This is a genomic window from uncultured Roseibium sp., assembly GCF_947499295.1.
Classification (GTDB): Bacteria; Pseudomonadota; Alphaproteobacteria; order Rhizobiales; family Stappiaceae; genus Roseibium.
In genome coordinates, this window is record NZ_CANMNP010000005.1 from 227,388 (window position 1) to 254,270 (window position 26,883).

24 protein-coding genes are annotated in these 26,883 nt (G+C 54.8%); 16 read left to right on the forward strand and 8 right to left on the reverse strand.

Translation table 11 applies throughout. The features are described from left to right. Nucleotides 1–23: 23 nt before the first annotated feature. Nucleotides 24–935, reverse strand: a complete 912-nt coding sequence (locus tag Q0835_RS11010) for a LytTR family DNA-binding domain-containing protein (RefSeq protein ID WP_298961053.1) — start codon at nt 933–935, stop codon at nt 24–26. Nucleotides 936–1,239: 304 nt separating this feature from the next. Between Q0835_RS11010 and Q0835_RS11015 the strand changes: the two genes are divergently transcribed. Next, on the forward strand, nt 1,240–2,211 hold the full coding sequence (locus Q0835_RS11015; protein ID WP_298961054.1) for an MBL fold metallo-hydrolase: 972 nt from the start codon (nt 1,240–1,242) through the stop codon (nt 2,209–2,211). A gap of 62 nt (nt 2,212–2,273) precedes the next feature. On the opposite strand, the gene Q0835_RS11020 is transcribed toward Q0835_RS11015, so the two are convergent. Both Q0835_RS11020 and ctrA read right to left on the reverse strand, forming a co-directional pair. Further along, entirely contained in the window at nt 2,274–2,744 is a 471-nt protein-coding gene (locus Q0835_RS11020) for an SAM-dependent methyltransferase (RefSeq protein WP_298961056.1), read from the reverse strand. Nucleotides 2,745–3,004: 260 nt separating this feature from the next. Further along, nucleotides 3,005–3,697: a response regulator transcription factor CtrA gene (gene ctrA, locus Q0835_RS11025; RefSeq protein ID WP_068406317.1), complete on the reverse strand. Its 693-nt coding sequence runs from the start codon at nt 3,695–3,697 to the stop codon at nt 3,005–3,007. 371 nt (nt 3,698–4,068) lie between these two features. Between ctrA and fliI the strand changes: the two genes are divergently transcribed. The 3 genes from fliI (at nt 4,069) to Q0835_RS11040 (ending at nt 6,473) form a co-directional block, all read left to right on the forward strand. After that, the gene (gene fliI, locus Q0835_RS11030) at nt 4,069–5,394 is read left to right on the forward strand and encodes a flagellar protein export ATPase FliI (protein ID WP_298820025.1); all 1,326 of its coding nucleotides are present in this window, start codon (nt 4,069–4,071) and stop codon (nt 5,392–5,394) included. A gap of 28 nt (nt 5,395–5,422) precedes the next feature. Then, complete coding sequence (gene fliJ, locus Q0835_RS11035; RefSeq protein WP_152499966.1) at nt 5,423–5,830, forward strand: flagellar export protein FliJ; 408 nt, start codon at nt 5,423–5,425, stop codon at nt 5,828–5,830. Between the two features lie 208 nt (nt 5,831–6,038). After that, a complete protein-coding gene (locus Q0835_RS11040; protein ID WP_298820026.1) occupies nt 6,039–6,473 on the forward strand; it encodes a paraquat-inducible protein A in 435 nt (144 codons plus the stop codon). Between the two features lie 15 nt (nt 6,474–6,488). On the opposite strand, the gene Q0835_RS11045 is transcribed toward Q0835_RS11040, so the two are convergent. Further along, entirely contained in the window at nt 6,489–7,604 is a 1,116-nt protein-coding gene (locus tag Q0835_RS11045) for a DUF2336 domain-containing protein (protein WP_298820028.1), read from the reverse strand. 289 nt (nt 7,605–7,893) lie between these two features. On the opposite strand from Q0835_RS11045, the gene Q0835_RS11050 reads away from it, so the two are divergent. The 12 genes from Q0835_RS11050 to Q0835_RS11105 all read left to right on the forward strand — a co-directional run bounded on the left by Q0835_RS11050 (nt 7,894) and on the right by Q0835_RS11105 (nt 22,156). Next, a complete protein-coding gene (locus tag Q0835_RS11050) occupies nt 7,894–10,200 on the forward strand; it encodes a mechanosensitive ion channel domain-containing protein (RefSeq protein ID WP_298961060.1) in 2,307 nt (768 codons plus the stop codon). A 178-nt stretch (nt 10,201–10,378) separates the two neighbouring features. Beyond that, the gene (gene glpD, locus Q0835_RS11055; protein ID WP_298961063.1) at nt 10,379–11,899 is read left to right on the forward strand and encodes a glycerol-3-phosphate dehydrogenase; all 1,521 of its coding nucleotides are present in this window, start codon (nt 10,379–10,381) and stop codon (nt 11,897–11,899) included. A gap of 73 nt (nt 11,900–11,972) precedes the next feature. Next, complete coding sequence (glpK, locus tag Q0835_RS11060; RefSeq protein ID WP_298961066.1) at nt 11,973–13,460, forward strand: glycerol kinase GlpK; 1,488 nt, start codon at nt 11,973–11,975, stop codon at nt 13,458–13,460. Nucleotides 13,461–13,765: 305 nt separating this feature from the next. Further along, complete coding sequence (locus tag Q0835_RS11065; protein WP_298961069.1) at nt 13,766–15,370, forward strand: ABC transporter substrate-binding protein; 1,605 nt, start codon at nt 13,766–13,768, stop codon at nt 15,368–15,370. A gap of 118 nt (nt 15,371–15,488) precedes the next feature. Further along, a complete protein-coding gene (locus Q0835_RS11070) occupies nt 15,489–16,496 on the forward strand; it encodes an ABC transporter permease subunit (protein WP_298820038.1) in 1,008 nt (335 codons plus the stop codon). Between the two features lie 15 nt (nt 16,497–16,511). Further along, nucleotides 16,512–17,441 carry an ABC transporter permease subunit gene (locus Q0835_RS11075; RefSeq protein WP_298820040.1) on the forward strand — a complete coding sequence of 310 codons (930 nt, stop codon included), beginning with the start codon at nt 16,512–16,514 and terminating at the stop codon, nt 17,439–17,441. 4 nt (nt 17,442–17,445) lie between these two features. Next, on the forward strand, nt 17,446–18,282 hold the full coding sequence (locus tag Q0835_RS11080) for an ABC transporter ATP-binding protein (protein WP_298820042.1): 837 nt from the start codon (nt 17,446–17,448) through the stop codon (nt 18,280–18,282). Continuing rightward, nucleotides 18,283–19,113 (forward strand): dipeptide ABC transporter ATP-binding protein, encoded by an 831-nt coding sequence (locus Q0835_RS11085; protein WP_298820044.1) that lies wholly within the window; start codon nt 18,283–18,285, stop codon nt 19,111–19,113. It begins immediately after the preceding gene. Nucleotides 19,114–19,195: 82 nt separating this feature from the next. Beyond that, entirely contained in the window at nt 19,196–20,536 is a 1,341-nt protein-coding gene (locus Q0835_RS11090; RefSeq protein ID WP_298820046.1) for an MFS transporter, read from the forward strand. A gap of 53 nt (nt 20,537–20,589) precedes the next feature. Then, entirely contained in the window at nt 20,590–20,943 is a 354-nt protein-coding gene (locus tag Q0835_RS11095) for a metalloregulator ArsR/SmtB family transcription factor (RefSeq protein WP_298820049.1), read from the forward strand. Between the two features lie 30 nt (nt 20,944–20,973). Continuing rightward, nucleotides 20,974–21,465: an arsenate reductase ArsC gene (locus tag Q0835_RS11100; protein ID WP_298961074.1), complete on the forward strand. Its 492-nt coding sequence runs from the start codon at nt 20,974–20,976 to the stop codon at nt 21,463–21,465. Nucleotides 21,466–21,475: 10 nt separating this feature from the next. Further along, nucleotides 21,476–22,156 (forward strand): MIP/aquaporin family protein, encoded by a 681-nt coding sequence (locus tag Q0835_RS11105; RefSeq protein WP_298820053.1) that lies wholly within the window; start codon nt 21,476–21,478, stop codon nt 22,154–22,156. A gap of 74 nt (nt 22,157–22,230) precedes the next feature. Here the strand turns inward: Q0835_RS11105 and Q0835_RS11110 are convergent, their stop codons facing one another. From Q0835_RS11110 to Q0835_RS11125, 4 genes are all read right to left on the reverse strand, one after another. Then, nucleotides 22,231–22,668 (reverse strand): GNAT family N-acetyltransferase, encoded by a 438-nt coding sequence (locus tag Q0835_RS11110; protein WP_298820055.1) that lies wholly within the window; start codon nt 22,666–22,668, stop codon nt 22,231–22,233. A gap of 56 nt (nt 22,669–22,724) precedes the next feature. After that, nucleotides 22,725–23,372 carry a GntR family transcriptional regulator gene (locus Q0835_RS11115; RefSeq protein ID WP_298961077.1) on the reverse strand — a complete coding sequence of 216 codons (648 nt, stop codon included), beginning with the start codon at nt 23,370–23,372 and terminating at the stop codon, nt 22,725–22,727. 93 nt (nt 23,373–23,465) lie between these two features. After that, the gene (locus Q0835_RS11120; RefSeq protein ID WP_298820059.1) at nt 23,466–24,152 is read right to left on the reverse strand and encodes a DUF2270 domain-containing protein; all 687 of its coding nucleotides are present in this window, start codon (nt 24,150–24,152) and stop codon (nt 23,466–23,468) included. A gap of 134 nt (nt 24,153–24,286) precedes the next feature. After that, nucleotides 24,287–26,725 (reverse strand): Tex family protein, encoded by a 2,439-nt coding sequence (locus Q0835_RS11125; protein ID WP_298961079.1) that lies wholly within the window; start codon nt 26,723–26,725, stop codon nt 24,287–24,289. Nucleotides 26,726–26,883: the final 158 nt, after the last annotated feature.

The following is a 26,883-nucleotide window of genomic DNA, read 5'->3' on the forward strand; positions in this document are numbered from 1 at the left end:
AGTTCAAATCATATTAAAGGCGGTCAGTTGACCGCCTTTTTTTGTGCGGTGGTCTCCTTGCCGAAACGGGCATCGACATCGTCGATGTATTTTCTGCTTACCGGGACTTTGGAGCCGTCTTTCAGATCAAGCCAAAGACGGCCGTTTTCGCGTGATTGGCCGACAACTGCCGCATATGCCACCCAGTGGCTTCGATGAACCTGCATGCCGTCATTGCCTGGCAACTCCGCCACGATGTCATTGAAGCGATAGAGCACCATACGGCTGTCTGTCTCGCTAACGAGCCGCACATAGTGTTCCTGTGCTTCAACACGCAGCAAGTCACCCTCAAGTGGGGTCTCCAAATGTCTTCCAAAGCCGGTGCCGTCGGCCACAAGGTTTGTGTCTTGCAGGTCAGGATTTTCCGTTGAATCAGCAACGTCGGCTGTGTCTTTTTGTGCTTCGGTCAACGCTTTGGTGCCGGTCTGGGTGTTGGTCGAAAACACAAACAGCTTTGGTGCGGTCAGCAGCAGACAGAGCGCGAGGTGATTGTCAGACAGATAAATGACCTCAAGAAAAAAAGAGCCAATATGCGAAATCCCATTCGCGGTTGTCGCTGTTGAGGGAGCGGTTGGCAGGGCTGAAGCAGTGAGGCCGTCCAGTTCAGGTAGCCCAAGGATGAGATCGAGCGCCGTTATCGAAAGCGCAAACGGGAACAGGCTGACCACTGCTGCAGTCACTGCAACAGGCCACACTCGGGACTTTAGTCCGGGCACGCGGTCGATAACCTCAAAGAAGGCAATAAACAGGGTTGCCTCGATCAGAACCCTGATCAGCCAATAGCCATAAAGGCTGGCCAGCGTCCAACCTTCCGGTCGCATTGCCTGAGAAGCTGCCAACAGCAGAGCTGCTGTCAAACAAAGGAAGGTCACCTGAGCGATATAGGAACGGAGCATGCGGGCGATCTCAATTCTGAGTTACCGCAAACTACGGTATTTTCGCCCTGTCATTCAAGAAGCATGAAAATCCAGGTACATAACTCTTTGTAAGAACTATGTTTTTAACACTCTTTTTGGTGATCCAAGAATTGGTGAAATCTTCTGACTGCTTGTGAAGGCATGGCTTTTCTTCTCTGCGGGCTGCGCCAGATACTGACCTGACGGAACTGGTTTCTGTGATCGGTTCCATTGGCCAACTTGGCGAAAATGCACGGGCCCCATCACCGAGTGTTGAGCTGAAGAGCAGTTTGGGAGAACTTGAATGACGATTGATGTGAAACTGACACGGCGAGCCGCACTGCTGGGCGCAGGCGGCGCGATTGCCGGTGCCGGTCTTGCCAGTACAACCGGAGCTGTCTTGGCAGCTGCAGACAAACAAGGGGCCATGGCAACGCCGGTGGCGCGATATTCCGTCGGTGAGTTTGAAGTCAACACCCTGTTGGATGGCGCTGTGACGGCATCGGAACCGCAAAAAACATTCGGGATGAATGTTGAAGCTGACGCGTTCAACAATTTTTCGGCGGAAAACTTCATTCCTGCTGATCAGTTCAGAGCCTTCTTCACGCCGACTCTGGTCAATACAGGCAACGAACTCATCCTGTTCGATACCGGTGTCGGTGAGGGTGGTCGGCCAGCTCGCGGTAACATGCGCGCGGCGATTGAAAGTGCAGGCTATGCGCCGGAGCAGGTAGACGTTGTTGTGATTACGCACATGCACCCAGACCATATCGGCGGCCTTATGGAGGGCGGTGCACCGGCCTTTGCAAATGCGCGATACGTGACGGGCCAGAAAGAGTATGACTTCTGGGCGGCTATGGATCCTGAGGCCAATGGTGTTACCAAACTGATGGCCAAAAATGTGAAGCCGCTTGCTGACAAGATGACATTCCTTGGTGATGGCGGCTCGGTAGCCTCCGGCGTTACCGCTGTTGCTGCGCACGGCCACACACCAGGACATATGCTTTACATGCTCGAAAACGGCGGTCAGCAGCTTCTTCTGGCAGCAGATACAGCCAATCACTATGTCTGGTCACTTGCCAAGCCGGAATGGGAAGTGCGCTTCGATATGGACAAAGAGGCGGCAGCCGCAACGCGGAAGAACATCTTCAGTATGCTTGCGGCCGACAAGGTACCGTTCGTCGGTTACCACATGCCTTTCCCGGCAGTCGGCTATGTTGCTGCCGATGGAGATGGGTTCCGGTATGTACCGGCCTCATATCAGATGCATCTCTGATTCGATTTCAGAACTGCACAGGAGAAGCCGGCCTCTGCCGGCTTCTCGCGTTTTGGTGGTCCCTATCGAAACTCAGCGCCCCAACTGAAGCTTGCTGAGTCTTCATAGCAGGATGGCCAGTGGTCAAAATGCCTGGGGACGGATGCAGACCTGACAAGATCACTTGCCGGAAAATACGGTTTGATATCGATGACCGGTGTGTCCGATAGCGTGTCGATAAAGGGGGTCGTAATCACTCCGGCAGTTTCATCAACATTCAAAAGACGGACAATTGAGAAACAAACCGGATTGGGTCTCTGGGGGCTGCGAGTGGCAAACACTCCAACTGCTTCTTCCGTGGCAGTATAGGGAGACGGAAAAACCAGCGGATGCCGTGACCCGTCGTTGTCCGCCTCATGAGCGATCCACAAAACGATCGCGTGGCTGAATTCCGCAAGCCCTTTCAAGCCAGGCACATAGTCTTTGTCGATGGCGATGCGAAATCCTTCCGCAAAAGGGCGCACGGAACCGATCACCTTCAAGGTGGTGTTCATCATCATATTCCTTGGTTTGATTTGTGTTGCGCCGGGCCCGACATCGGCAAGCTGCTGATACTTTATGAAAAGCACAACAAAAAACGTCGGGTTAGGTGCTTTTACCGACCAGACCTGGTGTGAGTGCTGACGTGCAGGCCCTGTTCAGGAGAGTGTGGGACGCAACAATCTGTCTGAAAATATGCAGAGCCTTGCAGGCAGACACAAAAAAAGCCCCGGTAATCCGGGGCTTTTTGATCTTTAGCGATGTCTGGAGCTGATTAAGCTGCAGCTTCGACTTCCGGTTCGCGAAGAACGTAGCCGCGTCCCCAAACCGTCTCGATATAGTTTTTACCGGATGTTGCTGCCGCCAGTTTCTTGCGGAGCTTACAGATGAAGACGTCGATAATCTTCAGTTCCGGCTCGTCCATGCCACCGTAAAGGTGGTTCAAGAACATTTCCTTGGTGAGCGTCGTTCCCTTGCGCAGGGACAGAAGCTCAAGCATCTGGTATTCCTTGCCGGTCAGATGCACACGCTGGCCGCCAACTTCGACGGTCTTGGTATCCAGATTGACCTTCAAGTCACCGGTGATGATCACCGATTGTGCATGGCCTTTGGAGCGGCGAACGATTGCGTGGATACGCGCGACAAGCTCATCCTTATGGAAGGGCTTGGTCATGTAATCGTCGGCGCCGAAGCCGAGGCCACGAACCTTGTCTTCAATTCCCGCGTTACCGGAGAGGATCAGGATCGGTGTCTTGACCTTCGAAACGCGGAGTGTCCGAAGAACCTCGTATCCGGACATGTCCGGCAGGTTCAAATCCAACATGATGATGTCGTAGTCGTACAGTTTGCCGAGGTCGATACCTTCCTCGCCAAGATCTGTCGTGTAGACGTTGAAGTTCTCGGACTTCAGCATCAACTCGATGCTCTGCGCTGTGGCGCTATCATCCTCAATCAACAATACACGCATGCCAATCCCCTTGTTCTGCCTTTCCTGGGCAAGTCGCAACGGCTCTGTCGGTGCCTGCTACGAAGGACTGTGTTAACCCCGACTCAAAGCTATCGGTTAATGGTTAACAAAATATGATTCGCAACGGCAAGCTTCGAAAAGAGGAAACTGTGAACAACGATCAACTTATTGAATCCCCAGAAAAAACCCAGATTCATAAGTCTTAATGTTGAACTTTAAGAAACGGGTCTAACCGATTCCGTTCAGATTCCTTTCAACAAAGCCGAAATGACTTCGAAATGGCTCTCGCTTGTCAGCCTTCCAAACGTTAAGATTAACCAGAGTCGTAAACGATAGGTTACCAAAACCGTTAACGTGTGAAGGAATTTTCCGTGAAGGCGCTTTTCGCCGAGATTGATTCGCTCATGTCGACCGAGATTTATGGCCGGGTTACTGCGGTTCAGGGCCTTCTCGTGGAGATCGCGGGACCTATTCACGAGATGAGCGTCGGCTCGCGACTTTTAATCGATAATGGTGAGGATAACCCAAAGGTTCCCGCCGAAGTTGTCGGTTTCAGGGAAGGTCATGCTCTTTGCATGCCGTTTTCCGGCCTCGAAGGCGTGCGCATGGGCTGCAAAGCCGTCATAAAAGCCCGGGAGAGCGTGGTTCATCCAGGTAGCGAGTGGCTTGGTCGAGTCGTTAACGCACATGGTGAACCAATTGATGGTAAAGGAGACCTTCCAAATGGCGGAGTGCCTCGCAAATTGCGAAGTTCACCGCCACCGGCTTCGGAACGCAAACGAGTCGGACCGCCGCTTGATCTGGGCGTCAGAGCACTCAATACCTTCGTGACGTGCTGCGAAGGGCAGCGGATGGGCATCTTTGCCGGCTCCGGTGTGGGCAAATCGGTATTGATGTCGATGCTGGCTCGAAACACCAATTGTGATGTTGCCGTTATTGGTCTGATCGGTGAACGCGGCCGGGAAGTGCAGGAGTTTATCGAAGACGATCTGGGCGAGGAGGGTCTGGCGCGCTCGGTGGTCGTCGTGGCGACCTCTGATGAGAGTGTATTAATGCGCCGTCAGGCTGCATATCTTTCAATGACCGTTGCTGAACACTTTCGGGACGAAGGCAATAACGTCCTTTGCATGATGGATTCGATTACGCGATTCGCAATGGCGCAGAGAGAAATCGGCCTTTCAGTGGGCGAGCCGCCGACATCCAAAGGTTATACACCAACTGTTTTCACCGAACTGCCTCGGCTTCTGGAGCGAGCCGGTCCTGGTCTGGAGGGAACCGGATCGATCACTGGCCTGTTCACCGTTCTGGTTGAGGGCGACAACCACAATGAACCGGTTGCGGATGCCGTTCGCGGTATTCTGGATGGTCATGTGGTCATGGAGCGGGCCATTGCGGAGCGCGGACGATATCCGGCAATCAATGTGCTAAAGTCTGTGTCCAGGACGATGCCGCGCTGCGTGCCGGAACAATCGCTGCCCGTGTTGCGCAAGGCGCGGCAGCTATTGTCGACCTATACCGATATGGAAGAACTGATCCGTCTTGGTGCTTATCGCAAGGGATCCGATCCGGTCGTGGACGAGGCAATTCACAGGTTCGAGTTGATAGATACTTTTTTGAATCAGGAAAAAGACGAATCAACGTCACTTTCTGACGGTTATCTGCAACTTGCCAACCTTTTGGAAATGACTCAGGGGTAGACTGCCCGTGTTAGGGGAGTATTGAGTAATGAAAACCCGAGACAGTTTGATCCGCTTGAAGCGGTTTCAAGTGGATGAAAAGCGGCGTCAGCTTGCCCAGATCGAGGGCATGATAGCCGAGTTCAATCGCATGGCCGATGAACTTGACGATCAGATCCGGTCCGAACAGGAACGGGTCGGTATTACCGATGTCACACATTTTGCATATCCGACATTCGCCAAAGCAGCCGCTGACCGGCGAGACAATCTGCGCAATTCCGCGCACGAACTCGACGACCAGCTGCAGCGAGCTCAAGACGAGCTCAGCGAGGCGATTGAAGAATTGAAGAAGTTCGAGCAACTTGAAGAGCGCGACCAGCAAAGGGAGCGCACCGCGCAAGAGATTGCCGAACAGGAACAGCTGGATGAAGTCGCTGCACGTGCCCGCATGCGTTAGGCAATGCACCTGAAGCTGCAAGCGCTTATTCTGTTTTTGAAGCGCGCAGCGACTAAAATATTTCCCCAATCAGCCTGATCGCCTTTGCGGCGGTCAGGTTTTGTGCTTTGTGGCGGCGGTGGTATAGGCAAATGGTGCCGTCGATACCATCTGTTGACGGTCAACCAATCGCCCAGTCACAACAAAGAGCCGGAGCTCGGCAAGATTAATGCGACTATTTCTGGCTCTGCTGCTCCCGATCTCTACATTTTCCTTTGCACTTGGCCTTACGCAACCACTGATGCGCTTTGAACGGCTTTATTTTCTGGAAGACCGTCCAAGCCTTATCAGGATGATCACGGAGCTTTGGCAGGATGGCGATGCCGCGCTTGCGGGCATTGTCGCGCTCTTTTCTGTCGGGTTTCCTGCTCTCAAGATCCTTTTGATCCACATCGCGGTTTTGACCGGAGGAAAGTCCAGGTCCCTGGCGCTGCTCTCCATGGTCAGCAAATGGTCGATGCTGGATGTGATGCTGGTCGCTCTGGTGCTGTTTGCGGCCAAAACAAGTGGTCTGGCTGCTGCGGCCATTTTGCCCGGTCTTTGGTTCTATGCGGCCGCAACCCTGTCGACCGCGGTGGCGGCCAACCTTTGCGCAAGAGCCTGATCGCCTGGAAGCAGACTACATAGCCGCCAGACGGGATGCACGTTCCCCGCCCGGTTTTGCCTTTTTTTCTTTGCGCTTGGCCTGAAAGTCGCCACACCTCGATTGACGAGCCGAGGCCGTGCTTTCGATGTGTTTCTTATAGGCAACTGTCCACTCCGACGCGCGTGCAGACGGAATTTTCAGATGATCGCAGCGAACCTTGGCAAAGAGAGCGAAGGTCGATGTGTCGAGTTGAGCCTTGGCAGCTGTTTTCATAACGAGGTCGAGTTTGCCTTCATAGACAGCGTCTTTCAAAGCTTTTTGAGCGATGCGACCGCGTGCGCTGAGCAATTCGATCGTATGATTGAACCGGCCATCCTGCAGAAGCAGGATCATCAATTCGCTAATCGAAATACCGTTGCGTTCGGCGTCCCTCCAGAGCAGCTCCATATCGGTTGTCGTGAGCGCATCGCCGAACTCTCGGCGCAACGCCTTAAGCCGGGCGATCTGATTGAGCTGATCTTGTGAAAGCGAACCCTCGATGATCCCGTGAAGCCGTTTTTTTGTTTCCTCGTTCACCAGCGGCAGCAACTGACGACAGACGGTGGGTGACAAATCGGTTCTCAAGCACAGGTCTTCCCGCAGAACCACGTCCTCCGTCGCCAGTTTGACGAATTTGAGCATTGTTTCACGAGATAGCTTGATTTCCCGATTGCCGGCCAGAATTCGTTGGACCGGGCGATCACCCCTCTCGGCGATGACATCTGAAATTTGCGGCGAGAGGTCGGAGCGACGCGCAATTACCTGGAGATGAGAAGCGCTCAACCGTTCAACGAAATCCAGCAGGTCCTCCTGCGAAAACACCGGGCAATTTGCAAGAACAGGCATGGCCACGTTGACATTGTCTTCTGCCAGACGTTTTGCAAGTTCAGATGGGGTGTTCGTTTGGGATGCCAGTCTTTTGGCCAGGCGCGCGCGATCTTTTGCGGATCCGACACCGTAAAGCTTGATGATGACTTCAGCGAAGATTGCCAGCTCCCGATCGGTGCGCTGGTCCAGGTTGGAAACCACAAGCTCGCTCACTTGCGCAAACAAGCGCTCGCGAGCTCCCTCGGTGTTATCCTGGGCCAGTTCGATCAGGGAATTCGACATCCACTCTCCTCTTCCCATCAGATTGACGTCTATATTGTTATTATTACGTTACCCGATGGATGAATGATCCCTTTTTACCTTACGTAAACTTGGTTTATTGTTGGCTGACACGGAAAGTCTGAAGGTTGAACTTAGTCGATGAAACGTTTCAACTCTCGTTTGCCAGTTTTCGTTGCGGTGCAAAAAGACTGATCGGCCTTCAAGCTCTCTTTCCTTTTCTGCAGGTTGTTTCCTATTGTTGTGCTTGAGACAGTGTTCGCACCCGCGTGCCGCAAGTACAGGAATTATGATGAGAATTTTGGGCAACATTCTGGTCGTCATCTTGGGGCTGATGGTGCTCGGGGAGACTTCGGGACTGGCGCAAGAAGCGCCGAGCCAGCAAGCGAGCGAACAGACTTCGCAGACGGCGGACGTCCAAAAAGCAAACGATGCTCTCATTAAAGTTCTCAACGATCCTGCCAGCCGTGAAGCCCTGATCAAGATGCTCAAGGAAAGCGCGTCCGAAGAGGGCGTGGGAGGCGACAGCAAGGCGCAGGCCGGAGAAGGTCAGGCGACGGGGGACACCGCGTCCGGCGATGAAGAAAGTGCCGGGCGTGGCTTCGTCATCCGAGTCGGCGAATACACAAAGACAATTGCAGACGAGATCGGAGTGGTCGTCGATCGATCGGTGCATTCGCTAAAGGGGCTTTTGCTCATTTTCAGCGGAGAAATTCCGATCAAGTGGGATCGGGCAAAGGACGTGCTCACCCAGGTTGCGGTGGTCCTTGGTGCAGCCTATCTGGCCTTTTGGGCCGGCCAGGCGATCGCCCGGTTGATTTATCCGAAATTGTCCGTTCGTGCCCGCTATGGCGGTGGACTGACACGAAGTTTCATTCTTGTTCTGACTTCTATCATTGACGGGCTTACCGTCGCCGTTGGGCTTGGTGTCGGGTATCTGGTTGCGCTTCTTGCCTATGGCGGCTTTCAGGCCGGTGTGTCCCTCCAGGAGAGCCTGGCTCTCAACGCGTTTTTCATCACCGGTATGGCCAATGTTTCCCTCAGGTTTGTTTTTGCACCGCAGCGGCCGGAATTGCGTCTTCTGCCGTTTTCAAACGCAAGTGCCGACTACTGGTACGTCAAGCTGCGCTACTACATGTTCTGGGTCAACTATGGTGTTTTCCTGGCCGTTCCGGTGGCGAACATCGCCGTCTCCTTTGTTCTTGGCAATGCGCTGCGTTTTCTGATTGTTCTTATCGGGATGCTTTACCTGATGGTGCTGATCGCACGGAACCGGCTGAACGTCCGCAAAGGCACACGCGACTATGCGCAAACGCTCCATAGTGGACTTGCCCAGAGCGCGCTCACCAATCTTGGCAACTTGTGGCATGTCGGCGCTTATGGCTACATCATCGCGATTTTTCTGGTCTGGGTCACGCGCCCCTTCGACGCAACAACAATCATCCTTAGGGCGACCGGTCTTTCAATCATTACCATAATGGCGGGCATGGCAATTTCGCTTGTGATGACACGGGCAATCAAGGGCGGCATTCGCATTCCGAACGAGCTTAGCGAAAAACTTCCGGCGCTTCAGTCCAGGCTCAACGCCTTCGTTCCAAGGTTGCTCAAACTCATCAGAACTATCGTGTTCATCGGAACCATATTGCTGCTCTTCGACATTTGGGGTCTCTTGAGTGTCATTGACTGGATTTACAGCGAAACCGGTGCTCGCCTTGTCAGCAGCTATGGCGCGGCCTTTATGGTGCTGATTGTCGCTTTTGTTGTCTGGCTTGCTGTTATGTCCTGGGTGGATCTTCGCCTTCAGTCCCGGGCCGGCTACATCGTCACCGCACGGGAGCGGACACTTTTTCAGCTGTTTCGCAATGCCTTCACGGTCGTCATTATCGTTATGGCAATCCTGCTTTCACTTTCGGAAATCGGTGTTGATATCGGTCCGCTGATTGCCGGTGCCGGTGTTGTGGGTCTGGCGATTTCCTTTGGTGCGCAAACCCTGGTGAAAGACATCATCACCGGTGCTTTCATTCAGATTGAGAACGCGATCAACGAAGGCGACGTGGTGACCGTGGCAGGCATAACGGGAACGGTGGAAGGCATCACCGTGCGATCCGTCAGGATGCGGGATCTGGATGGCACCACCCATATCATTCCGTTTTCCTCTGTGGACATGGTGTCCAATTTCATGCGCGGCTTCTCTTATCATGTTGCCTTGATCGGTGTGTCTTACGACACGGATATCACCTACGCCAAAGACGCAATGGCGGAGGCTTTCCGGCGGTTGAACGAGACAGATTTCAAATCGAGCATTTTCGGTGACCTCGAAATGCACGGAGTGACAAATTTTGGCGCCAGCTCAATCGATATCAGGGCGCGCATCAAGACAAGGCCCGGAGATCAATGGTCTGTCGGCAGGGCTTACAATGAATTTGTGAAACAGGTCTTTGACGAACGCGATATCGAGATTCCGTTCCCGCAGGTAACTTACCATGCGGCGACACCTCCTTATGCAACCGCTGCCGGGAAAGCGAAAGAGAAAGTGAAAACCGGTTCCCGAAAGTCGAAACCCGTAGATGATGCACCAGCAGATGATGGAGAACATTAGATTTTTCAATAATTTGTATGTTATCTCGTGGTGTTCTCTTTTGGAGAGTACTACCGGACGCTCGACAAGATAGTGGTTTCGTCATGTTCGGGAAATTGTTGATTGAATTTCGCTGAGTTTCGTTTTATTTTCATTTTCGGGTTGGCAACTGCAATTTCATATCAGCCGGAGACAGGTTATGGCGGCGGAGTACGATCTTTTGGTCATTGGCGGAGGCATCAATGGCACGGGCATCACCCGTGATGCTGTCGGCCGCGGCGCCTCCGTGATGCTTGTGGAAATGGGTGATCTCGCCGGGGCGACGTCTTCGGCGTCGACAAAGCTTATTCATGGCGGCCTGCGCTACCTGGAATATTACGAGTTCAATCTGGTCAGGAAAGCGCTGAAGGAACGCGAAGTGCTTTGGCGGGCAGCGCCTCATATCGCCTGGCCGCTTCGTTTCATACTGCCTCACCACAAGGATCTTCGTCCCGCTTGGCTGCTCCGGTTGGGTCTGTTCATGTATGACCATCTGGGAGGGCGCGAACTTCTCCCGGCGACCAAAACAGTGCGCCTTGATCAGGCTCCTTTTTCTCAAGGTCTCAAAAACCTCTTCAAGAAGGGGTTCGAGTATTCGGATTGCTGGGTGGATGATGCCCGGCTGGTTGTCCTGAACGCGCGCGATGCGGCGGACCGTGGTGCGGAGGTCCTTACGCGCACCAAATGCATCAGCGCGCGTCGGGACAATGATGTTTGGAATGTTGTTCTGAAAGATCAGGACACGGGAGAGGAGCGGACTGTTACCGCCAGTGTACTTGTCAATGCGGCGGGGCCCTGGGTGGCAGAAATGCTCAACGGTGTCGTTGGCGCGAACAACACCTCGGCCGTCCGTTTGGTCAAAGGCAGTCACATCATCGTTCCGCGCCAGTTTGAACACGACCGCTGCTTCATCTTTCAGAATGGGGATGGACGCATCATTTTCGCCATTCCCTATGAAGACGATTTCACGCTGATCGGGACAACGGACGTCGATTACCAGGACGATCTGGGCGACGTGCGCATCTCCGACGATGAGATCGCCTATCTTTGCAAATCCGCCAGCGAGTATCTGGCGGAGGCGATTGAGCCCAAAGACGTGGTTCACACCTATTCTGGCGTGCGGCCTCTTTATGATGACGGCGCCAAGGATGCCAAGGCGGCAACCCGTGACTATGTGCTTGAGTTGGATGGTGGTGAAGACAAGCCTGCCCTTTTGTCGGTGTTCGGCGGCAAAATCACCACATATCGAAAACTGGCTGAAAACGTGCTGGCCAAACTGGAGCCGTATCTTCCCTTCAAGCGTGGTGTCTGGACGGCCTATGCTCCGCTGCCGGGTGGCGATTTCAGGGTGACGGAATTTGACCATCAAGTTGATCAACTTGTGCGGGACTATCCCTTTGTCGGGAAGCAGTTCGCCTCGCGCCTGATGCGCCACTACGGCACCGATGCCCGGCTTATGCTGGGCGATGCGGCGTCACTTGATGCGCTTGGCCCTTGTTTCGGTCACGACCTTTATGAAGTTGAAGTGAAATGGCTGATTGAACGTGAGTGGGCGCGAAGCGCAGACGATGTGCTCTGGCGCCGATCCAAGCTTGGTCTTCGGATCTCCAAGGAGGAGTCCCTTAGACTGGACGCGTTCATTTCAGACTATCTTGCGGACAGACCTGGCGCTGCTGCATAGTTTTCTCTAACCGATGTAACTGACGGTCGAGCCGACAGTTTCTCGAACAAACAAAATCAATGGGAGGTGGGCCATGGCAGGATGTGTGTTGGCAATAGACCAGGGCACAACGTCAAGCCGAGCGATCGTCTTTGGCGAAGACTATCAACCGCTTAGTGTCGGCCAGCAGGAGTTTCCGCAGCATTTCCCGAAGTCTGGTTGGGTGGAGCATTCGCCGACGGACATCTGGACAAGCACACTGCGTGTTTGCCGCGAAGCAATGGAAAAGGCACCGTCAGCGGGGGCGGATGTCGCCGCGATCGGTATTACCAACCAGCGGGAAACCACACTGATCTGGGATCGCTCAACCGGTGAGCCGGTTTACAACGCGATCGTGTGGCAAGACAGGCGAACCGCCGATTTTTGCGCTCAGCTGCGTGCCGATGGTCTGGAAGACAAATTTACGTCAAAGACCGGCCTGTTGCTTGACCCGTATTTCTCGGGAACGAAAATTGCCTGGATCCTTGACAATGTGGATGGCGTCCGGGCGCGGGCCGAACGCGGCGAGCTTGTTTTCGGAACTGTCGATACCTGGCTGATCTGGCAGCTAACCGGCGGTACGGTTCATGTGACCGATGCAACAAATGCTGCGCGAACATTGATCTACAACATTCACGAAAACACCTGGGATGAAGAACTGTGCAGTCTGTTGAGGATCCCTCTCAACATGCTTCCAGAAGTGAAGGACAGTGCGGACGAGTTCGGTATGACAGTGGCCGATCTGTTCGGCCGCTCTATCCCGATACTCGGCGTTGCCGGTGATCAGCAAGCGGCGACCGTCGGTCAGGCCTGCTTCAAGCCTGGTATGGTAAAGTCGACTTACGGGACCGGCTGTTTTGCGCTTATGAATACCGGTGATGCTCCGGTCAGGTCCAACAACAGGATGTTGACCACCATCGCCTACCGCCTGGACGGCAAGACGACATACGCTCTGGAGGGGTCCATCTTCGTTGCAGGTGCCGCGGTTCAATGGTTGCGGGATGGCCTGGGCATCATTGAAAGCGCCGGCGAGACACAAGGTCTCGCCGAGCAGGCAGATGCCAATCAGGATATTTATCTGGTTCCGGCCTTTGTCGGTCTGGGCGCGCCGTACTGGGATGCGAACGCCAGAGGGGCGATGTTCGGGCTGACGCGAAATACAGGTCCGAAGGAAATCGCCCGCGCGGTGCTGCAAAGCGTTGGCTACCAGACCAGTGACTTGATCGACGCCATGCAGGCGGATTGGCCCGATGCCGAAAAGCCTGTCTTGAGAGTGGATGGCGGCATGACCGCATCCGACTGGACCATGCAGTTTCTGGCTGACATTCTTGGTGCGCCTGTCGATCGTCCAACAGTGGCCGAGACGACCGCTCTCGGCTCTGCCTGGCTTGCGGGCTCGAAAGCCGGTGTCTGGCCGGGGGCAGAATCCTTTTCCGCGCAATGGAAACTGGAAAAAAGGTTCGAACCAAGGCTGGATGAAGCGGAAAGACGCCGATTGCTTTCAGGTTGGCAGGATGCGGTCAGGCGAACAAGTTCTACGTAAGGTTGCCAGATTTCCAAACTCCCGCCAAGGCGGGAGTTTTTTTGTTTTCAAGCACTTATGCTAAGCGTAAAAAATAGTGCCGTAGCGGTATTTGTTTCCATTGAGCCTAGGGTCTTGCGTCAAAAATTTACGGCAGTATGGCTTACCTAGAAAAAAAATTTCAAAAAACAGGTGAAATTAGAAATATGTTGGCAGTTGATTTTCCGCCAAAAAAACGCCTTAGTTTGCGCTGGCTCGGGCTTAACTCCTTTGCACGGTTCAACGATGCAGGGCCCTTGCTTCTTCATCAAGGGGAGAACAGTTTGATGAATTTCCAAAAAACCTTGAAGGCTACCCTTCTTGGCGCCAGCCTTGCTGTGATCGCAGCAACCGGCGCGTCCGCAAAGACACTGGTTTATTGCTCTGAAGGTTCACCTGAAGGCTTCGACACCGCACTTTACACCGCCGGTACAACTTTCGATGCTTCCTCCAAGCCGATCTACAACAGGCTTGTCGAGTTCAAGCGTGGCACGACAGAGGTTCTGCCAGGCCTTGCTGAAAGCTGGGAAGTTTCGGAAGACGGTTTGGAGTACACCTTCAAATTGCGTCAGGGTGTTAAGTATCACACCACCAGCTTCTTCACGCCGACCCGTGATTTCAACGCCGACGATGTCGTCTTCTCTTTCGAACGTCAGCTGAAGAAAGATCATCCGTGGCACGAGTATACACCGGGCACAGCCTGGGAATACTTCAACGGCATGTCCATGCCGGACCTGATCAAGGAAATTGTCAAGGTTGACGATCATACGGTCAAGTTCGTGCTGAACCGTCCGGAAGCTCCGATGATCGCGAACCTTGCCATGGATTTCGCGTCGGTCGTTTCTGCCGAGTATGCCGCGCAGCTTGAAGCTGCTGGCACCAAGGAACAGCTGAACCAGCAGCCGGTAGGCACTGGTCCGTTCGCATTTGTCGGCTATCAGAAAGATGCCGTGATCCGGTATCAGGCACATGCCGACTACTGGAACGGCAAGGAAAAGATCGACAACCTGATCTTCGCAATCACGCCGGATGCTGCCGTTCGGCTGCAGAAGCTCAAGGCCGGTGAATGTCATGTCATGCCTTATCCGGCACCGGCAGACATTGAGGATATCCGGGCTGACAGCAACCTGACGCTGATGGAACAGCAGGGTCTGAACGTCGGTTACCTTGCCTACAACACCAAAGTGGCTCCGTTCGACAAGAAAGAAGTCCGCAAGGCGCTTAACCACGCTGTGAACAAGCAGGCGATCCTCGACGCGGTTTTCCAGGGCTCCGGCCAGGCCGCCAAGAACCCGATTCCGCCAACCATGTGGTCCTACAACGAAGCGACCCAGGACGACGATTACAATCCTGACCTTGCTAAGGAAATGCTGGCAGCCGCCGGTGTAGAAAAGCTTTCCATGAAGGTCTGGGCGATGCCAGTGCAGCGTCCTTACAACCCGAATGCCCGCCGTATGGCGGAAGTCATTCAGGCTGATTTCGCCAATGTCGGTGTCAATGTTGAAATCGTCTCCTACGAATGGGGTGAGTACCTGTCCCGGTCCAAGGATGTTGATCGCGATGGTGCCGTTCTTCTCGGCTGGACCGGCGACAATGGCGATCCGGACAACTTCCTTGCCGTTTTGCTCGGCTGTGACGGTGTTGGTGGTTCCAACCGTGCGCAGTGGTGCAACGACGAGTTTGAGGCTCTGATCCAGAAGGCCAAGACCGTAACGGACAAGGCGGAACGTACCAAGCTCTACGAAGAAGCACAGGCTGTCTTCAAGGAAGAAGCACCTTGGGCAACCATCGCGCACTCCGTCGTCTTCATGCCGATGTCTTCCAAAGTCACCGGCTATGTAATGGATCCGCTCGGCGGCCATTGGTTTGACGGCGTAGACATTGCGGAATAAATCCGCCTAATCTCAAGGAGGCGCTGGCAGTAATGCCGGCGCCTTCAAGTATTATGACCGGCGGATGCTGCCGAAAGTATGGGCGGTTTCCGCTGGTTCTTCGTATCTGGAACCTGACATGCTCCGCTTTCTTCTAGGCCGTCTCGGCCTGTTGATTCCGACATTTATCGGCGTCACCTTTGTCGCCTTCACCTTCATCCGTCTTTTGCCCGGCGATCCGGCTGAACTCCTTGCCGGAGAACGCGGAATTTCGCCGGAACGCAAGGCAGAAGTCATGAGGCAACTGGGCTTTGACAAGCCCTACTGGCAACAGTATCTCGACTATATTCTCGGGATCTTCCAAGGTGATCTGGGAACGTCCTTTTCGTCCAAGAAGCCCGTGCTGGACGAGTTTATGACACTCTTTCCCGCCACAGCGGAGCTCGCGCTTTGCGCAATCATCCTGGCCGTTTGCATTGGAATTCCGGCAGGTATTTTTGCCGCGGTGAAACGCGGATCAATCGCGGATCAGGCGATCATGGGAACAGCGCTTGTCGGCTACTCCATGCCGATCTTCTGGTGGGGCCTGCTGCTGATCATCCTGTTTTCAGGAGTGTTGCAATGGACGCCGGTTTCCGGACGGATCTCGCTGCTTTACTTTTTCCCGCAGGTGACAGGTTTCATGCTGATCGACAGTTTGCTGTCCGGTGAAAAGGGCGCATTCCTGTCAGCGGTACGACATCTGATTTTGCCATCCATCGTGCTGGCGACCATTCCACTGGCGGTGATTGCCCGCCAGACCCGGTCGGCCATGCTTGAGGTCCTTGGCGAGGACTATGTGCGCACCGCGCGTGCGAAGGGCCTGGCGCCGAAGTCGGTGATAGGTCTCCACGCGCTTCGAAACGCACTTATCCCGGTTGTCACGACCATTGGTCTGCAGGTTGGGGTTCTGCTCGGCGGAGCGATCCTGACAGAAACCATTTTCTCGTGGCCCGGCATCGGGAAATGGCTTTTCGACAGCATTTCACGCCGGGACTACTTCGTGGTCCAGGGTGGTCTGCTTCTGATTGCCGGCATCGTGATGATGGTCAATCTGATTGTGGACGTGCTCTACGGCCTGATCAATCCACGTATCCGACACAACTGAGCCGAGGGTTAGAAAATGACAAATACCTCTCCGGCCACCGGTGCCGATACAGACAAGGTTCAGGCTGCCAGCCGAAGCGCCACCTGGGCCAATCTCGCCGAATTCTGGTACTACTTTTCGCGCAATAAAGGCGCGGTCATTGGCCTGTGCATCTTTGTTGCACTGGTCACAGTCGCGGTGCTGTCCCCCTGGATTTCACCGCACGATCCTGACATGCAATATCGGGACAGTTTCCTTGTTCCGCCCTTCTGGGAAGAAGGCGGCAAGTCCACCTTTATTCTGGGAACAGATGCTGTCGGGCGCGATATTCTCTCCCGTTTGATGCACGGTGCTGCATATTCGCTCTGGATCGGCGTCATCGTTGTCACCATCTCGCTTTGCGTGGGTATCGTGACGGGTCTGATCTCAGGCTATGCCGGCGGCACGGTCGATACTTTCATCATGCGACTGATGGATATCATCCTTGCGTTTCCGGCGCTCCTTCTGGCACTGGTTCTTGTCGCCATTCTTGGGCCTGGGCTTACAAATGCGATGATCGCCATTGCACTTGTTCTGCAGCCGCATTTCGTCAGACTGACACGTGCGGCCGTATTGGCCGAGCGGTCGCGTGATTATGTGGTTGCAGCACGCCTAGCAGGTGCAGGCCATTTTCGCTTGATGTTCAAGACAATATTGCCGAATTGTCTCGCACCGCTGATCGTTCAGGCAACGCTCTCGTTTTCCAATGCAATTCTGGATGCAGCCGCACTCGGCTTCCTCGGGATGGGCGCTCAACCGCCTGCCTCTGAATGGGGCACAATGCTTGCAGAGGCCCGGGAGTTCATCCTGAGCGCCTGGTGGGTGGTCACATTCCCAGGTCTGGCCATCCTGATCACCGTTATCGCCATCAATCTTGTAGGCGACGGTCTGCGCGATGCGCTTGACCCGAAACTGAAAAGGAGCTGATTGAATGTCGCTTCTGGAAATCAGAAACCTTCGGGTTGAATTCGATACTGCCAAGGGGCCTTTTCGGGCCTTGGCCGGCGTCGACTACACGGTCGATGCGGGTGAAGTTCTGGCGATTGTCGGCGAATCCGGATCAGGCAAATCGGTCGCCATGCTGGCGACAATGGGCTTGCTGCCGGACAGCGCAACCATCACGGCCGACAAGATGGAATTCGAAGGCCTCGACCTTCGAACCTTGTCCGCCAAGGAACGCAGAAAGGTTATCGGAAAGGATATTTCGATGATCTTTCAAGAGCCGATCGCCAGCCTGAATCCTTGTTTCACGGTCGGCTTCCAAATGAGCGAGACCCTCAAGACACACACGGGTCTGAAGGGCAAACAGATCAAGGATCGCGTGGTCGAGCTGTTTGAAGCTGTCGGTATTCCCGATCCGGCAGGGCGGCTCAACGCCTTTCCGCATCAGATGTCCGGCGGTCAGTGCCAGCGTGTGATGATTGCCATGGCAATTGCGTGTTCACCGAAACTGTTGATCGCGGACGAACCGACAACGGCGCTTGATGTGACCATTCAAAAGCAGATCCTGGATCTTTTGGTTCAAATCCAACAGGAACGCGGTATGGGCCTGATCATGATCACGCATGACATGGGCGTTGTCGCTGAAACAGCTGACCGGGTGATTGTTCAGTACCAGGGTCGCAAAATGGAGGAGGCTGATGTGCTTGCTCTGTTTGAAAACCCCCAAAATCCCTACACAAAAGCGCTGCTTTCAGCTCTGCCGGAAAATGCGACGGGCGATCGCCTGCCGACGGTCAGTGACTTTGCCCAAGCGGGAGGATTTTAAGTGGCCGACGATATCATCCTCAAAGTCCGCGACGTTTACCGCACCTACGATATCAAGGGTGGTCTCTTCAAAAAGGGGTCCCAACTGACAGCCGTCAAAGGTGTGAGCCTTGATGTTGAGCGCGGCTCGACACTGGCTGTTGTCGGAGAAAGCGGCTGCGGCAAGTCTACACTTGCCCGCATGCTCACCATGATCGATGCACAAACGTCCGGGTCAATAGAAATTGACGGATTGCCAATCGACATTTCGAAAACCGGCATCTCCAAGGAGATGCGTCAGAAGGTGCAGATTGTATTCCAGAACCCGTATGGTTCACTGAACCCGCGCCAAAAAATAGGGCATGTTCTGGAAGAGCCGCTGCTTCTGAATACGGACATGCCGGCTGCCGAACGTCGCGATCTTGCACTCCAGATGCTGGAAAAGGTCGGGTTGCCGCCTGAGCACTACGGTCGGTACCCGCATATGTTTTCCGGCGGGCAGCGCCAGCGTATCGCGATTGCCCGCGCCATAATGATGAAGCCAAAACTTCTCGTGCTGGACGAGCCGGTCTCCGCGCTGGATCTTTCCGTTCAGGCCCAGATTCTGAACCTGCTTGCCGATTTGCAAGAAGAAATGAACCTGACTTACGTGTTCATTTCGCATGATCTGTCGGTGGTTCGTTACATTGCCGATAAGGTGATGGTGATGTATTTCGGCGAAGTTGTTGAATACGGCACTCGGGACGAGGTGTTCAACGATCCGCAGCACGACTACACCAAAACTCTGTTTGCCGCGACACCCCGGGCCGACGTTGAGAGCATCAAAAAGCGCCTGGCGGCAAAAGCCGCCTGATGTTGATTTGCAGCCTTTAGGCGGTGCACGCGCTCAGCTTGTTCATGTAGGCTCCTGAAGCTGGTCTTCGGGAGCCTTTTTGATGCAGGCAATTTCGGATGCAAATCGAAAGTGGTGGCTCCTGGGTGCTGTCAGCTGCGTCCTGGGGCTTGTGCTTCTGGACGAAACGGTGGTTGGAATTGCCTTGCCGACCATCCAGAAGGAGCTCGGGCTCTCGAACAATGACGCCCATTGGGTGGTAAATGCCTATCTCCTAACCTTTGCCTGTTTTGTTGCGGTTGGCGGAAAAATTGCGGACCTGTTCGGTATTCTCCGCGTTTTCCTTTTTGGTCTGGCGCTTTTTGCCATTTGCTCGGTTGCCTGCGGGTTTGCTCCCTCAGGAGACGCGCTGATCGCAGCAAGGGCACTTCAGGGACTTGGTGCTGCGATCATTTTTCCCTTGTTCCTTGCCATGATCACAATGACCTTTCCAAAGGAAGTCAGAGGCGCAGCTTTGGCAACAAGCGGGGCCGTTGGAACAACGTTTCTCGCGCTTGGGCCCCTGGTCGGCGGGCTCTTCACCGACTTCCTGTCCTGGCGATGGATTTTCTGGATCAATCCGTTTGTTGCCGTAGTCGTTGCTGTATTGGTGACGCTCACCTGGCGAGATGTGCCGCGACCTGCAGGGCGGCAAATTGACTGGATCGGATTGCTTCTGATGGCGGCGGCCATGTTCTGCATTGTCTTCGGTCTGATGGAGGCGAGTGACCTCGGATGGAGCAACCCCTTAATCCTTGCCTCGATGTTCCTTGGGCTGGTTCTATTCGGGCTTTTCTGGATGTTCGAACTTCGGCAAAGCATGCCCTTGATTGAAGTCGATCTGTTTTCGAGCCCCGTTTTTGCGGGCAGCAATCTTACGATCTTCACGGCTCAATATGCCAAAATGCCACTCTTTGTCTTCGTTGCTCTTTATGCTCAGACCGATTTACACCTGACGCCTTTCCAGGCGGGGGTCGTTGTCATGCTCGCACCGGCCCTGCAGCCTGTTACTGCTGTGGTCTGCGGGCGGTATACCGACAAGATCGCAAAGCGGTGGCAAGTGCTTTTCGGTCTCGGTGTTCTGACACTTGCCTTCCTCTGGCAAACCGTGACCTGGTCCTATGAGAATGTGCTTCTGTTCGTTCCAGGGCTCCTGATCGCCGGGTTGGCGTTTCCATTTCTGTTCACGCCGACACGGGCAGCGGTTTCGGAGGCATTGCCTGAGCACAAACACGGACAGGGTGGCGGGATTGCCATGACGTCCCAGATCGCTGGAGGCACCGTCGGGCTCGCAGTGTCCAGTGCTGCCTTTGCTCTTGGCGGGTTCGGGCTCGTTTTCGCTCTCACTGCTTTGCTCTCGGCCTTGGTATTCATATATGCCGCTTTTGCCTTTCGAGGTGCTTGAAGAGCATGCGGAAAAGAGGTTGCTTACTTCGTTATTTCGAGTATTCTCGAAATATGGAAAAAGAAAAAGCCCTTGATGCATTGGCTGCCCTCGGACAGGAAACCCGCCTTGATGTCTTTCGCTTGTTGGTAAAGGCAGGCAAGGAAGGCATGACCGCTGGCGCTATTGCGGATGCGCTCAAAGTGCTTCCGAACACTTTGTCAGCGCACTTAAGTGCTTTGGCGCGCTCCGGTCTGGTCACCGCTGAACGAGATGGACGATCCATTCACTACACGGCCAGCTTAAGCACAATGCAGCTTCTGGTGACCTATCTGCTGGAAGATTGCTGTGGCGGGAATCCGGACCTTTGCGCTCCGATTGCCAATATCTTCACTTCCTGCACCTCGATTGAAGACGAGGTGACCTGATTTCACGAACATGGTGGGGCATTTCTGAAAATGCGTAATGTTTTATTCGTCTGCACGGCGAATTCCGCACGCTCAGTTTTGGGCGAAGGCCTTCTTCGGCACTTGGGCAAAGGCAAGTTTGAAACCTATTCGGCAGGATCCACACCGCGCGGGTCAGTCAATCCCGACGCATTGGCCTGCCTGGTGCGTCACGGTCTTCCTGCCGACGGTTTCCGCTCCAAGAGCTGGGAGGAATTTGCAGGACCGAATGCTCCTCGGATGGACCTTATCGTGACCGTTTGTGACAGTGCCGCCGGAGAGGCGTGTCCTGTCTGGCCAGGTCATCCACTGGTCGTTCACTGGGGTATTCCGGATCCGGCTTCAGTCGATGGCGATGACGCTGTGAGGGGCATGGCCTTTGACCAGGCTTATCAGCGTCTCAAACGCCGTATCGAAGCCATGCTTGCTCTTGGAGATGCTGTTTTCACCGCCGAAGACGGAAAACAAAAACTGGCAGCGATCAGTGCTGCAGCGGATGCATAGGATTTGAAACATGTCTGAATTCAGTCTGTCCCGGCGCCTCGTTGCCGAAGCGCTCGGAACCGCCATGCTTGTGGGGACCGTAGTCGGGTCGGGTATCATGGCGGACAAGCTTTCTGAAGATGTTGCTGTCTCGCTGCTCGGGAATACGATCCCCACCGGTGCAATACTGGTGGTGTTGATCACAATGCTCGGCCCGATATCCGGTGCGCATTTCAATCCTGCCGTGACGTTTGTCTTCTGGCTCAAGCGTGAACTTGGTTTGGTGGTGGCAGCAGCTTACATCATCGCACAGATCCTTGGCGGCATCTCAGGCTCGTTGGTTGCGCATGTGATGTTTGAACTGCCGGTCCTGCAAGCATCGACAACCGTTCGCACAGGGGCGGGGCAGTGGGTTGCAGAAATTGTTGCAACATTCGGCCTGCTCGCAACCATTCTCGCGGGTATCCGTTTTCGAGAAGCAGCCGTGCCCTGGTTGGTCGGGCTCTATATCACGGCAGCTTACTGGTTCACGGCTTCGACGTCCTTTGCCAATCCGGCTGTCGCAATCTCGCGGGCCTTTACGGATACGTTTGCCGGCATCAGGCCGGTTGACCTGCCAGGATTTATCATCGCCGAAATTGCAGGCGCAACGCTTGCTTTAGCGCTCTTCTCCTGGCTGCTTAGATCCGAAAAGCGGACAGCAATTTCGTGAAGTTTGACCTGCCATAACAACGGGCGTGTAGCAGCCGGCTATCGAATTGTTGCCAGGCAAAAGCGACCGTTGGCCTAAAGCGCCTTCTTCATGAACCAACGGCAATGGTCCGCAGGATGCTCGGTTGCCCCATTCTCAAGCGTGCCAAATGTGTCGTAGCCGCGTTTGAGATAATAGGCGTAGGCCTCGGGGTTGGAGGTATCCAACCAGGCGCCATGGCACCCGAGCCGGCGTCCTTCGGTTTCCGCCGCGTTCAAGAGGTCCGACCCCAGCCCCAAGCCGCGGGCTGTTTCGTCAACCCAGAGGATTTTGACAAGCAACCAGCCATAGGACGTTGAAGCCGTTATGCCGCCAAGCAGCCGACCATCTTGTGACGTCGCCTTCAAGACAATGGTTTCATTGCGAGATTGCGTGTTCTGCTGTCGAAGCGAGCGAAGCAATTGGCGCTCGATTTCATCGGCAAGTTCAGCGCTTTCATTGCCACTCTCATTGGAAATCCTTGCGGATAGCATCGATCCTCTCCTGTGTGAGTGACTTCACTTGAAGCAGCGTGTCTTTCACGTTGACGTCAGATGTGACCGCTGAGCAACGACATGGCATGCCGCCTCAGGTAGAGCATGAGATTTTCAGCATGTTCCATCGCAGACGGTTCGTCACCGGCGGCGATCGCCTGCATCACCTCCAAATGGCTCCAAGCGGCAGGGTTCAGATCGGTCTGGCCGAAATGGCGATACCAGAAGCGCCGGCTGTGGCTCTGTAGCGGCGCAAGTGCCTTTGCTGCAAAAGGATTGCAAGCTGCTTGAGCAACCACCTCGTCAAAAGCCTTGTCCAGCCTCAGATAGGCTTCAACATCGGGCACAGAAGCAGCCTCTCTCATTTCCTCTGCGCATTTTTCAAGAGCCTTGCGCTCCTGCTGACTGGCAAGCCTGGCGGCTGAGCCGGCCATCAGGCGCTCCAGCGCATGCCTTGCTTCAAGCACCTTGACGAAATCTGCCGGGTTCATGTCGGCGACGATTACACCAAGCCTCGGACGTATCGTCAAAAGGCCTTCCCAACTAAGCCGCTGCAGCGCTTCGCGGATGGGTGTCCGCCCCATGCCGAGCCGCTGCGTCAGATAGGTTTCCGTAACAGCTTCGCCAGGCTTCAGCTTCAAGGTGACGATGTCTTCTTCCAGGTCCCGGTACGCCTGAGCGGATTGGCTGACATCGCTTGTCATTGAAATATACTCTATGTCTAAAACAGAAGAGCTTTTGATATATCAGCTGCAGATCAGAAATGAAACCGCCGGTATTTCGATCGCAGACCCAGTTCAGATCGCCTGCATCGGCGATTGACGCTTTTCGCGGTAAATCTTGTCCAGCCGCAGGGTGACGAAAGCAAAAACAACCCAACTCAGATGAAACACAAGCCCGGCAAACATTACGAAGCTTCCAGGAATTGGGCCAATTGCGGCTCGTGCGAACACGTCGGCGAAACTGGTGAGAGGGTCTGGATGAATTGCAATCTTGCCGTAATAGGCGACGGCCTGAATGGCGAGGATCCAGGAATAATTTGATCGCAGCCGACGGCCCGCAGCGCGCGCCAGGCTGATGTGGTAGTGCGGCGTTTCGTAGTCTTCGGCCAGCATCTTGCTCCACTCGCTGCCCCAAGGAACCTTCCGCCCGTGCAGGATCGGCGCGTAGAGATCGGACTCCATCAGCCGGGCTCTGGCGCGGAACATATTGTAGTAGCGATATCGGCGCGCTTCGAAGATCAGAAAGACCGTGACCAGCAGTCCAACCAGAACCATTGGCAGTGGCGAGGCATCCTTGTTGGAAAAGGTTGCTGATAGCGCGATGCCCGTCGTGACCACTGCCCAATTCGTGGTGTTGTCCAGCCGCGTGCGCCAGTGGGTGCTGCGAAACACCTCGGCCCGATAAAGATGCGCCAGCGCGCCGAGTGTGCCGGATTCTATTTCCTGGTTCGGCCAGTCTCTCCTGGGGCGTTCGTCGCTCATGAGCTGATCCTTGATCATACTTGCTCACGACAAGACTACCTCAACTGGTATTCTTTTGTAGTTTTTCTGTACGTGCGGGTCCGTGCAAACAAACGGATTTGGATCTGAAAGTTGGATTGGTCGATCGACTTTCCCTATGTCCGTTTCTTGTTCATCGCTGCTGCAAGAGCTGCCGCCAAGGCGTTGTTGCCGCCGTCGCCGGAGCCTTTCGGCGTGTTGCCCTTTCCACCGCCGGAGTGACCACCGCCGGGCCCACGGCCTCCTGGGCCTCGATTGCCGGATCCCTTGTGCCTCTGGCCACCTCGATCCTGCTGCGGACGCTCGCGCTGCTCCTGGTAGTCGGCCTGAGATTTCATCGTCATGGAGATGCGTTTGCGTGGCACATCCACGTCCAGGATCGTTACCTTGACGATGTCGCCCGCCTTGACGACTTTGTGGGGATCGTCGACGAAGCGGTCGGCAAGTTGTGAAACGTGAACGAGACCGTCCTGGTGAACGCCGACATCCACAAACGCACCGAAATTGGTGACATTGGTGACGGTGCCTTCGAGCTTCATTCCGGGTTTCAGGTCTGAAATTTCCTCAACACCATCCTGAAGGGCAGCCGTCTTGAATTCCGGGCGCGGATCGCGGCCGGGCTTTTCAAGCTCTGAAAAAATATCTTCGACGGTCGGCAGACCGAACGTCTCGTCGGTAAATTCTGAAGGGTCGAGACCTTTGAGAAGCGCGTTGTCACCCATGATCTGACGGACGTCCCGTCCGCAGGCCTTCACGATGCGTTTGGCAAGCGGATAGGTCTCCGGGTGAACGGAAGACGCATCAAGCGGTTCCTTGCCATCGTTGATGCGCAAGAAGCCTGCACAAAGTTCAAAAGCCTTGGCGCCAAGGCGCGGCACGTCCTTGAGCTGGCGGCGGCTGTCAAAGCGGCCAATCTCCTCCCTGTGTTCCACAACGGCCGTGGCAAGATTTTCAGAAAGACCTGAAATGCGCGAGAGGAGCGCTGGAGAGGCCGTGTTGAGATCAACGCCAACCGCATTCACCGCGTCTTCGACCACTGCATCGAGCGCGCGTGCAAGCTTGCTCTGATTGACGTCGTGCTGATACTGGCCGACGCCGATGGATTTCGGCTCGATCTTGACGAGCTCGGCGAGCGGATCCTGCAGGCGTCTTGCAATTGATGCCGCACCCCTGAGGGACACATCGACGTCCGGCATTTCCTTTGCTGCAAATTCCGATGCCGAATAGACAGACGCACCGGCTTCGTTGACGATCACCTTGACCGGGCGTTGTGCAGAAGGAATGTCGGACAACACATCAGCGGCAAGTTTGTCCGTTTCGCGGCTGGCGGTGCCGTTACCAATTGCCAGAAGCCCGACCTTGTGTTTCGCCATAAGAGCAAGCAATGTCGCCCTTGAACCTGAAATGTCGTTGCGCGGCTGGAAGGGATAGATCGTCGCGGTATCGACCAGTTTTCCGGTTCCGTCCACCACGGCAACTTTCACACCGGTACGAATACCTGGATCGAGCCCAAGTGTTGACGTGGCTCCTGCCGGTGCGGCCAGAAGCAGATCTTTCAGGTTTCTCGCAAAAACCTGAATGGCTTCTTCTTCCGCCTTGTCGCGAAGAACGCCCATCAGATCCAGTTCAAGGTGGAGCGCCAGTTTCACTTTCCAGGCAAACCTTGCAACTTCCATCAGCCATTTGTCCGCAGGGCGGCCACGATCGGCAATGCCATACGTGTCAGCCACCATCCTGACTGCAGATAAAACCGGTGAAACGTCGTCGGCGTCGACGGTCAGGTCAACAGACAGGATGCCCTCGTTGCGGCCACGAAACAGCGCAAGCGCCCGGTGGCTCGGGATTTTCGACCACTTTTCGGAATAGTCGAAATAATCGGCGAATTTCGCACCCTTTTCTGCCATGCCGTCGATGAGCTTGGATTGCACGACGCCCCGTTCTTCAATGTAGCGTCTCAGCCTTCCGACAAGGTCCGCGTTCTCGGCAAAACGTTCCATGAGTATTTGCCGGGCACCATCCAGGGCGGCTTTGGTGTCTGCGATACCCTTGCCTTCGTCCACAAAAGCGCTTGCCTCTGTTTCCGGGGCTTTCTGGGGATCTGCCAACAGCTGATCGGCCAGTGGCTCGAGGCCGGCTTCTCTGGCGATCTGTGCCTTGGTCCGCCGCTTTTTCTTGAAGGGCAGATACAGGTCTTCAAGCTGTGACTTGGTTTCCGCGGCCTGAATTCCGTTGGTCAGTTCATCGGTGAGCTTACCTTGTTCCTCAATCGACTTCGTGATGGCCACCCGGCGGTCTTCAAGCTCGCGCAGATAGATCAGGCGTTCTTCGAGCTTGCGCAGCTGACTGTCGTCCAGGCCGCCGGTAGCTTCCTTTCGATAGCGGGCAATGAAGGGAACGGTCGACCCTTCATCGAGCAGTTGCACTGTTGCGGTCACCTGGCCGGCTTTGCACCCTATTTCCTCCGAGATGCGCTGTGCGATCCTGATTGCCGTTCCAGCGGCCACTGGGCTGTTGTTGCCGGTCTGGGGTTGGGAGGGTGATGAAACACTGACCATTTACGATGAAACTTTCCAATAAGAGGTCTTTTAAGCGGCAGACGATAGAGCCCCTATCTATGGCATGAAAGAGCCAGAATAAATCCTTCAACCGGAAAACTGGTCGCAATTGAGCCATCGTCAATGTGCGTTGCCTCAGCCCGTCTGCTTTGTTTCAT

Coding starts and splice junctions, on each gene's coding strand:
- Q0835_RS11105 (WP_298820053.1), top strand. CDS start 21,476: ATGTCTGAATTCAGTCTGTCCCGGCGCCTCGTTGCCGAAGCGCTCGGA.
- Q0835_RS11015 (WP_298961054.1), top strand. CDS start 1,240: ATGACGATTGATGTGAAACTGACACGGCGAGCCGCACTGCTGGGCGCA.
- Q0835_RS11070 (WP_298820038.1), top strand. CDS start 15,489: ATGCTCCGCTTTCTTCTAGGCCGTCTCGGCCTGTTGATTCCGACATTT.
- Q0835_RS11115 (WP_298961077.1), bottom strand. CDS start 23,372: ATGACAAGCGATGTCAGCCAATCCGCTCAGGCGTACCGGGACCTGGAA.
- Q0835_RS11120 (WP_298820059.1), bottom strand. CDS start 24,152: ATGAGCGACGAACGCCCCAGGAGAGACTGGCCGAACCAGGAAATAGAA.
- fliJ (WP_152499966.1), top strand. CDS start 5,423: ATGAAAACCCGAGACAGTTTGATCCGCTTGAAGCGGTTTCAAGTGGAT.
- Q0835_RS11020 (WP_298961056.1), bottom strand. CDS start 2,744: ATGAACACCACCTTGAAGGTGATCGGTTCCGTGCGCCCTTTTGCGGAA.
- Q0835_RS11040 (WP_298820026.1), top strand. CDS start 6,039: ATGCGACTATTTCTGGCTCTGCTGCTCCCGATCTCTACATTTTCCTTT.
- Q0835_RS11010 (WP_298961053.1), bottom strand. CDS start 935: ATGCTCCGTTCCTATATCGCTCAGGTGACCTTCCTTTGTTTGACAGCA.
- Q0835_RS11125 (WP_298961079.1), bottom strand. CDS start 26,725: ATGGTCAGTGTTTCATCACCCTCCCAACCCCAGACCGGCAACAACAGC.
- Q0835_RS11065 (WP_298961069.1), top strand. CDS start 13,766: ATGAATTTCCAAAAAACCTTGAAGGCTACCCTTCTTGGCGCCAGCCTT.
- Q0835_RS11080 (WP_298820042.1), top strand. CDS start 17,446: ATGTCGCTTCTGGAAATCAGAAACCTTCGGGTTGAATTCGATACTGCC.
- Q0835_RS11050 (WP_298961060.1), top strand. CDS start 7,894: ATGAGAATTTTGGGCAACATTCTGGTCGTCATCTTGGGGCTGATGGTG.
- glpD (WP_298961063.1), top strand. CDS start 10,379: ATGGCGGCGGAGTACGATCTTTTGGTCATTGGCGGAGGCATCAATGGC.
- Q0835_RS11075 (WP_298820040.1), top strand. CDS start 16,512: ATGACAAATACCTCTCCGGCCACCGGTGCCGATACAGACAAGGTTCAG.
- Q0835_RS11095 (WP_298820049.1), top strand. CDS start 20,590: ATGGAAAAAGAAAAAGCCCTTGATGCATTGGCTGCCCTCGGACAGGAA.
- Q0835_RS11110 (WP_298820055.1), bottom strand. CDS start 22,668: ATGCTATCCGCAAGGATTTCCAATGAGAGTGGCAATGAAAGCGCTGAA.
- glpK (WP_298961066.1), top strand. CDS start 11,973: ATGGCAGGATGTGTGTTGGCAATAGACCAGGGCACAACGTCAAGCCGA.
- Q0835_RS11100 (WP_298961074.1), top strand. CDS start 20,974: ATGCGTAATGTTTTATTCGTCTGCACGGCGAATTCCGCACGCTCAGTT.
- ctrA (WP_068406317.1), bottom strand. CDS start 3,697: ATGCGTGTATTGTTGATTGAGGATGATAGCGCCACAGCGCAGAGCATC.
- Q0835_RS11045 (WP_298820028.1), bottom strand. CDS start 7,604: ATGTCGAATTCCCTGATCGAACTGGCCCAGGATAACACCGAGGGAGCT.
- Q0835_RS11090 (WP_298820046.1), top strand. CDS start 19,196: ATGCAGGCAATTTCGGATGCAAATCGAAAGTGGTGGCTCCTGGGTGCT.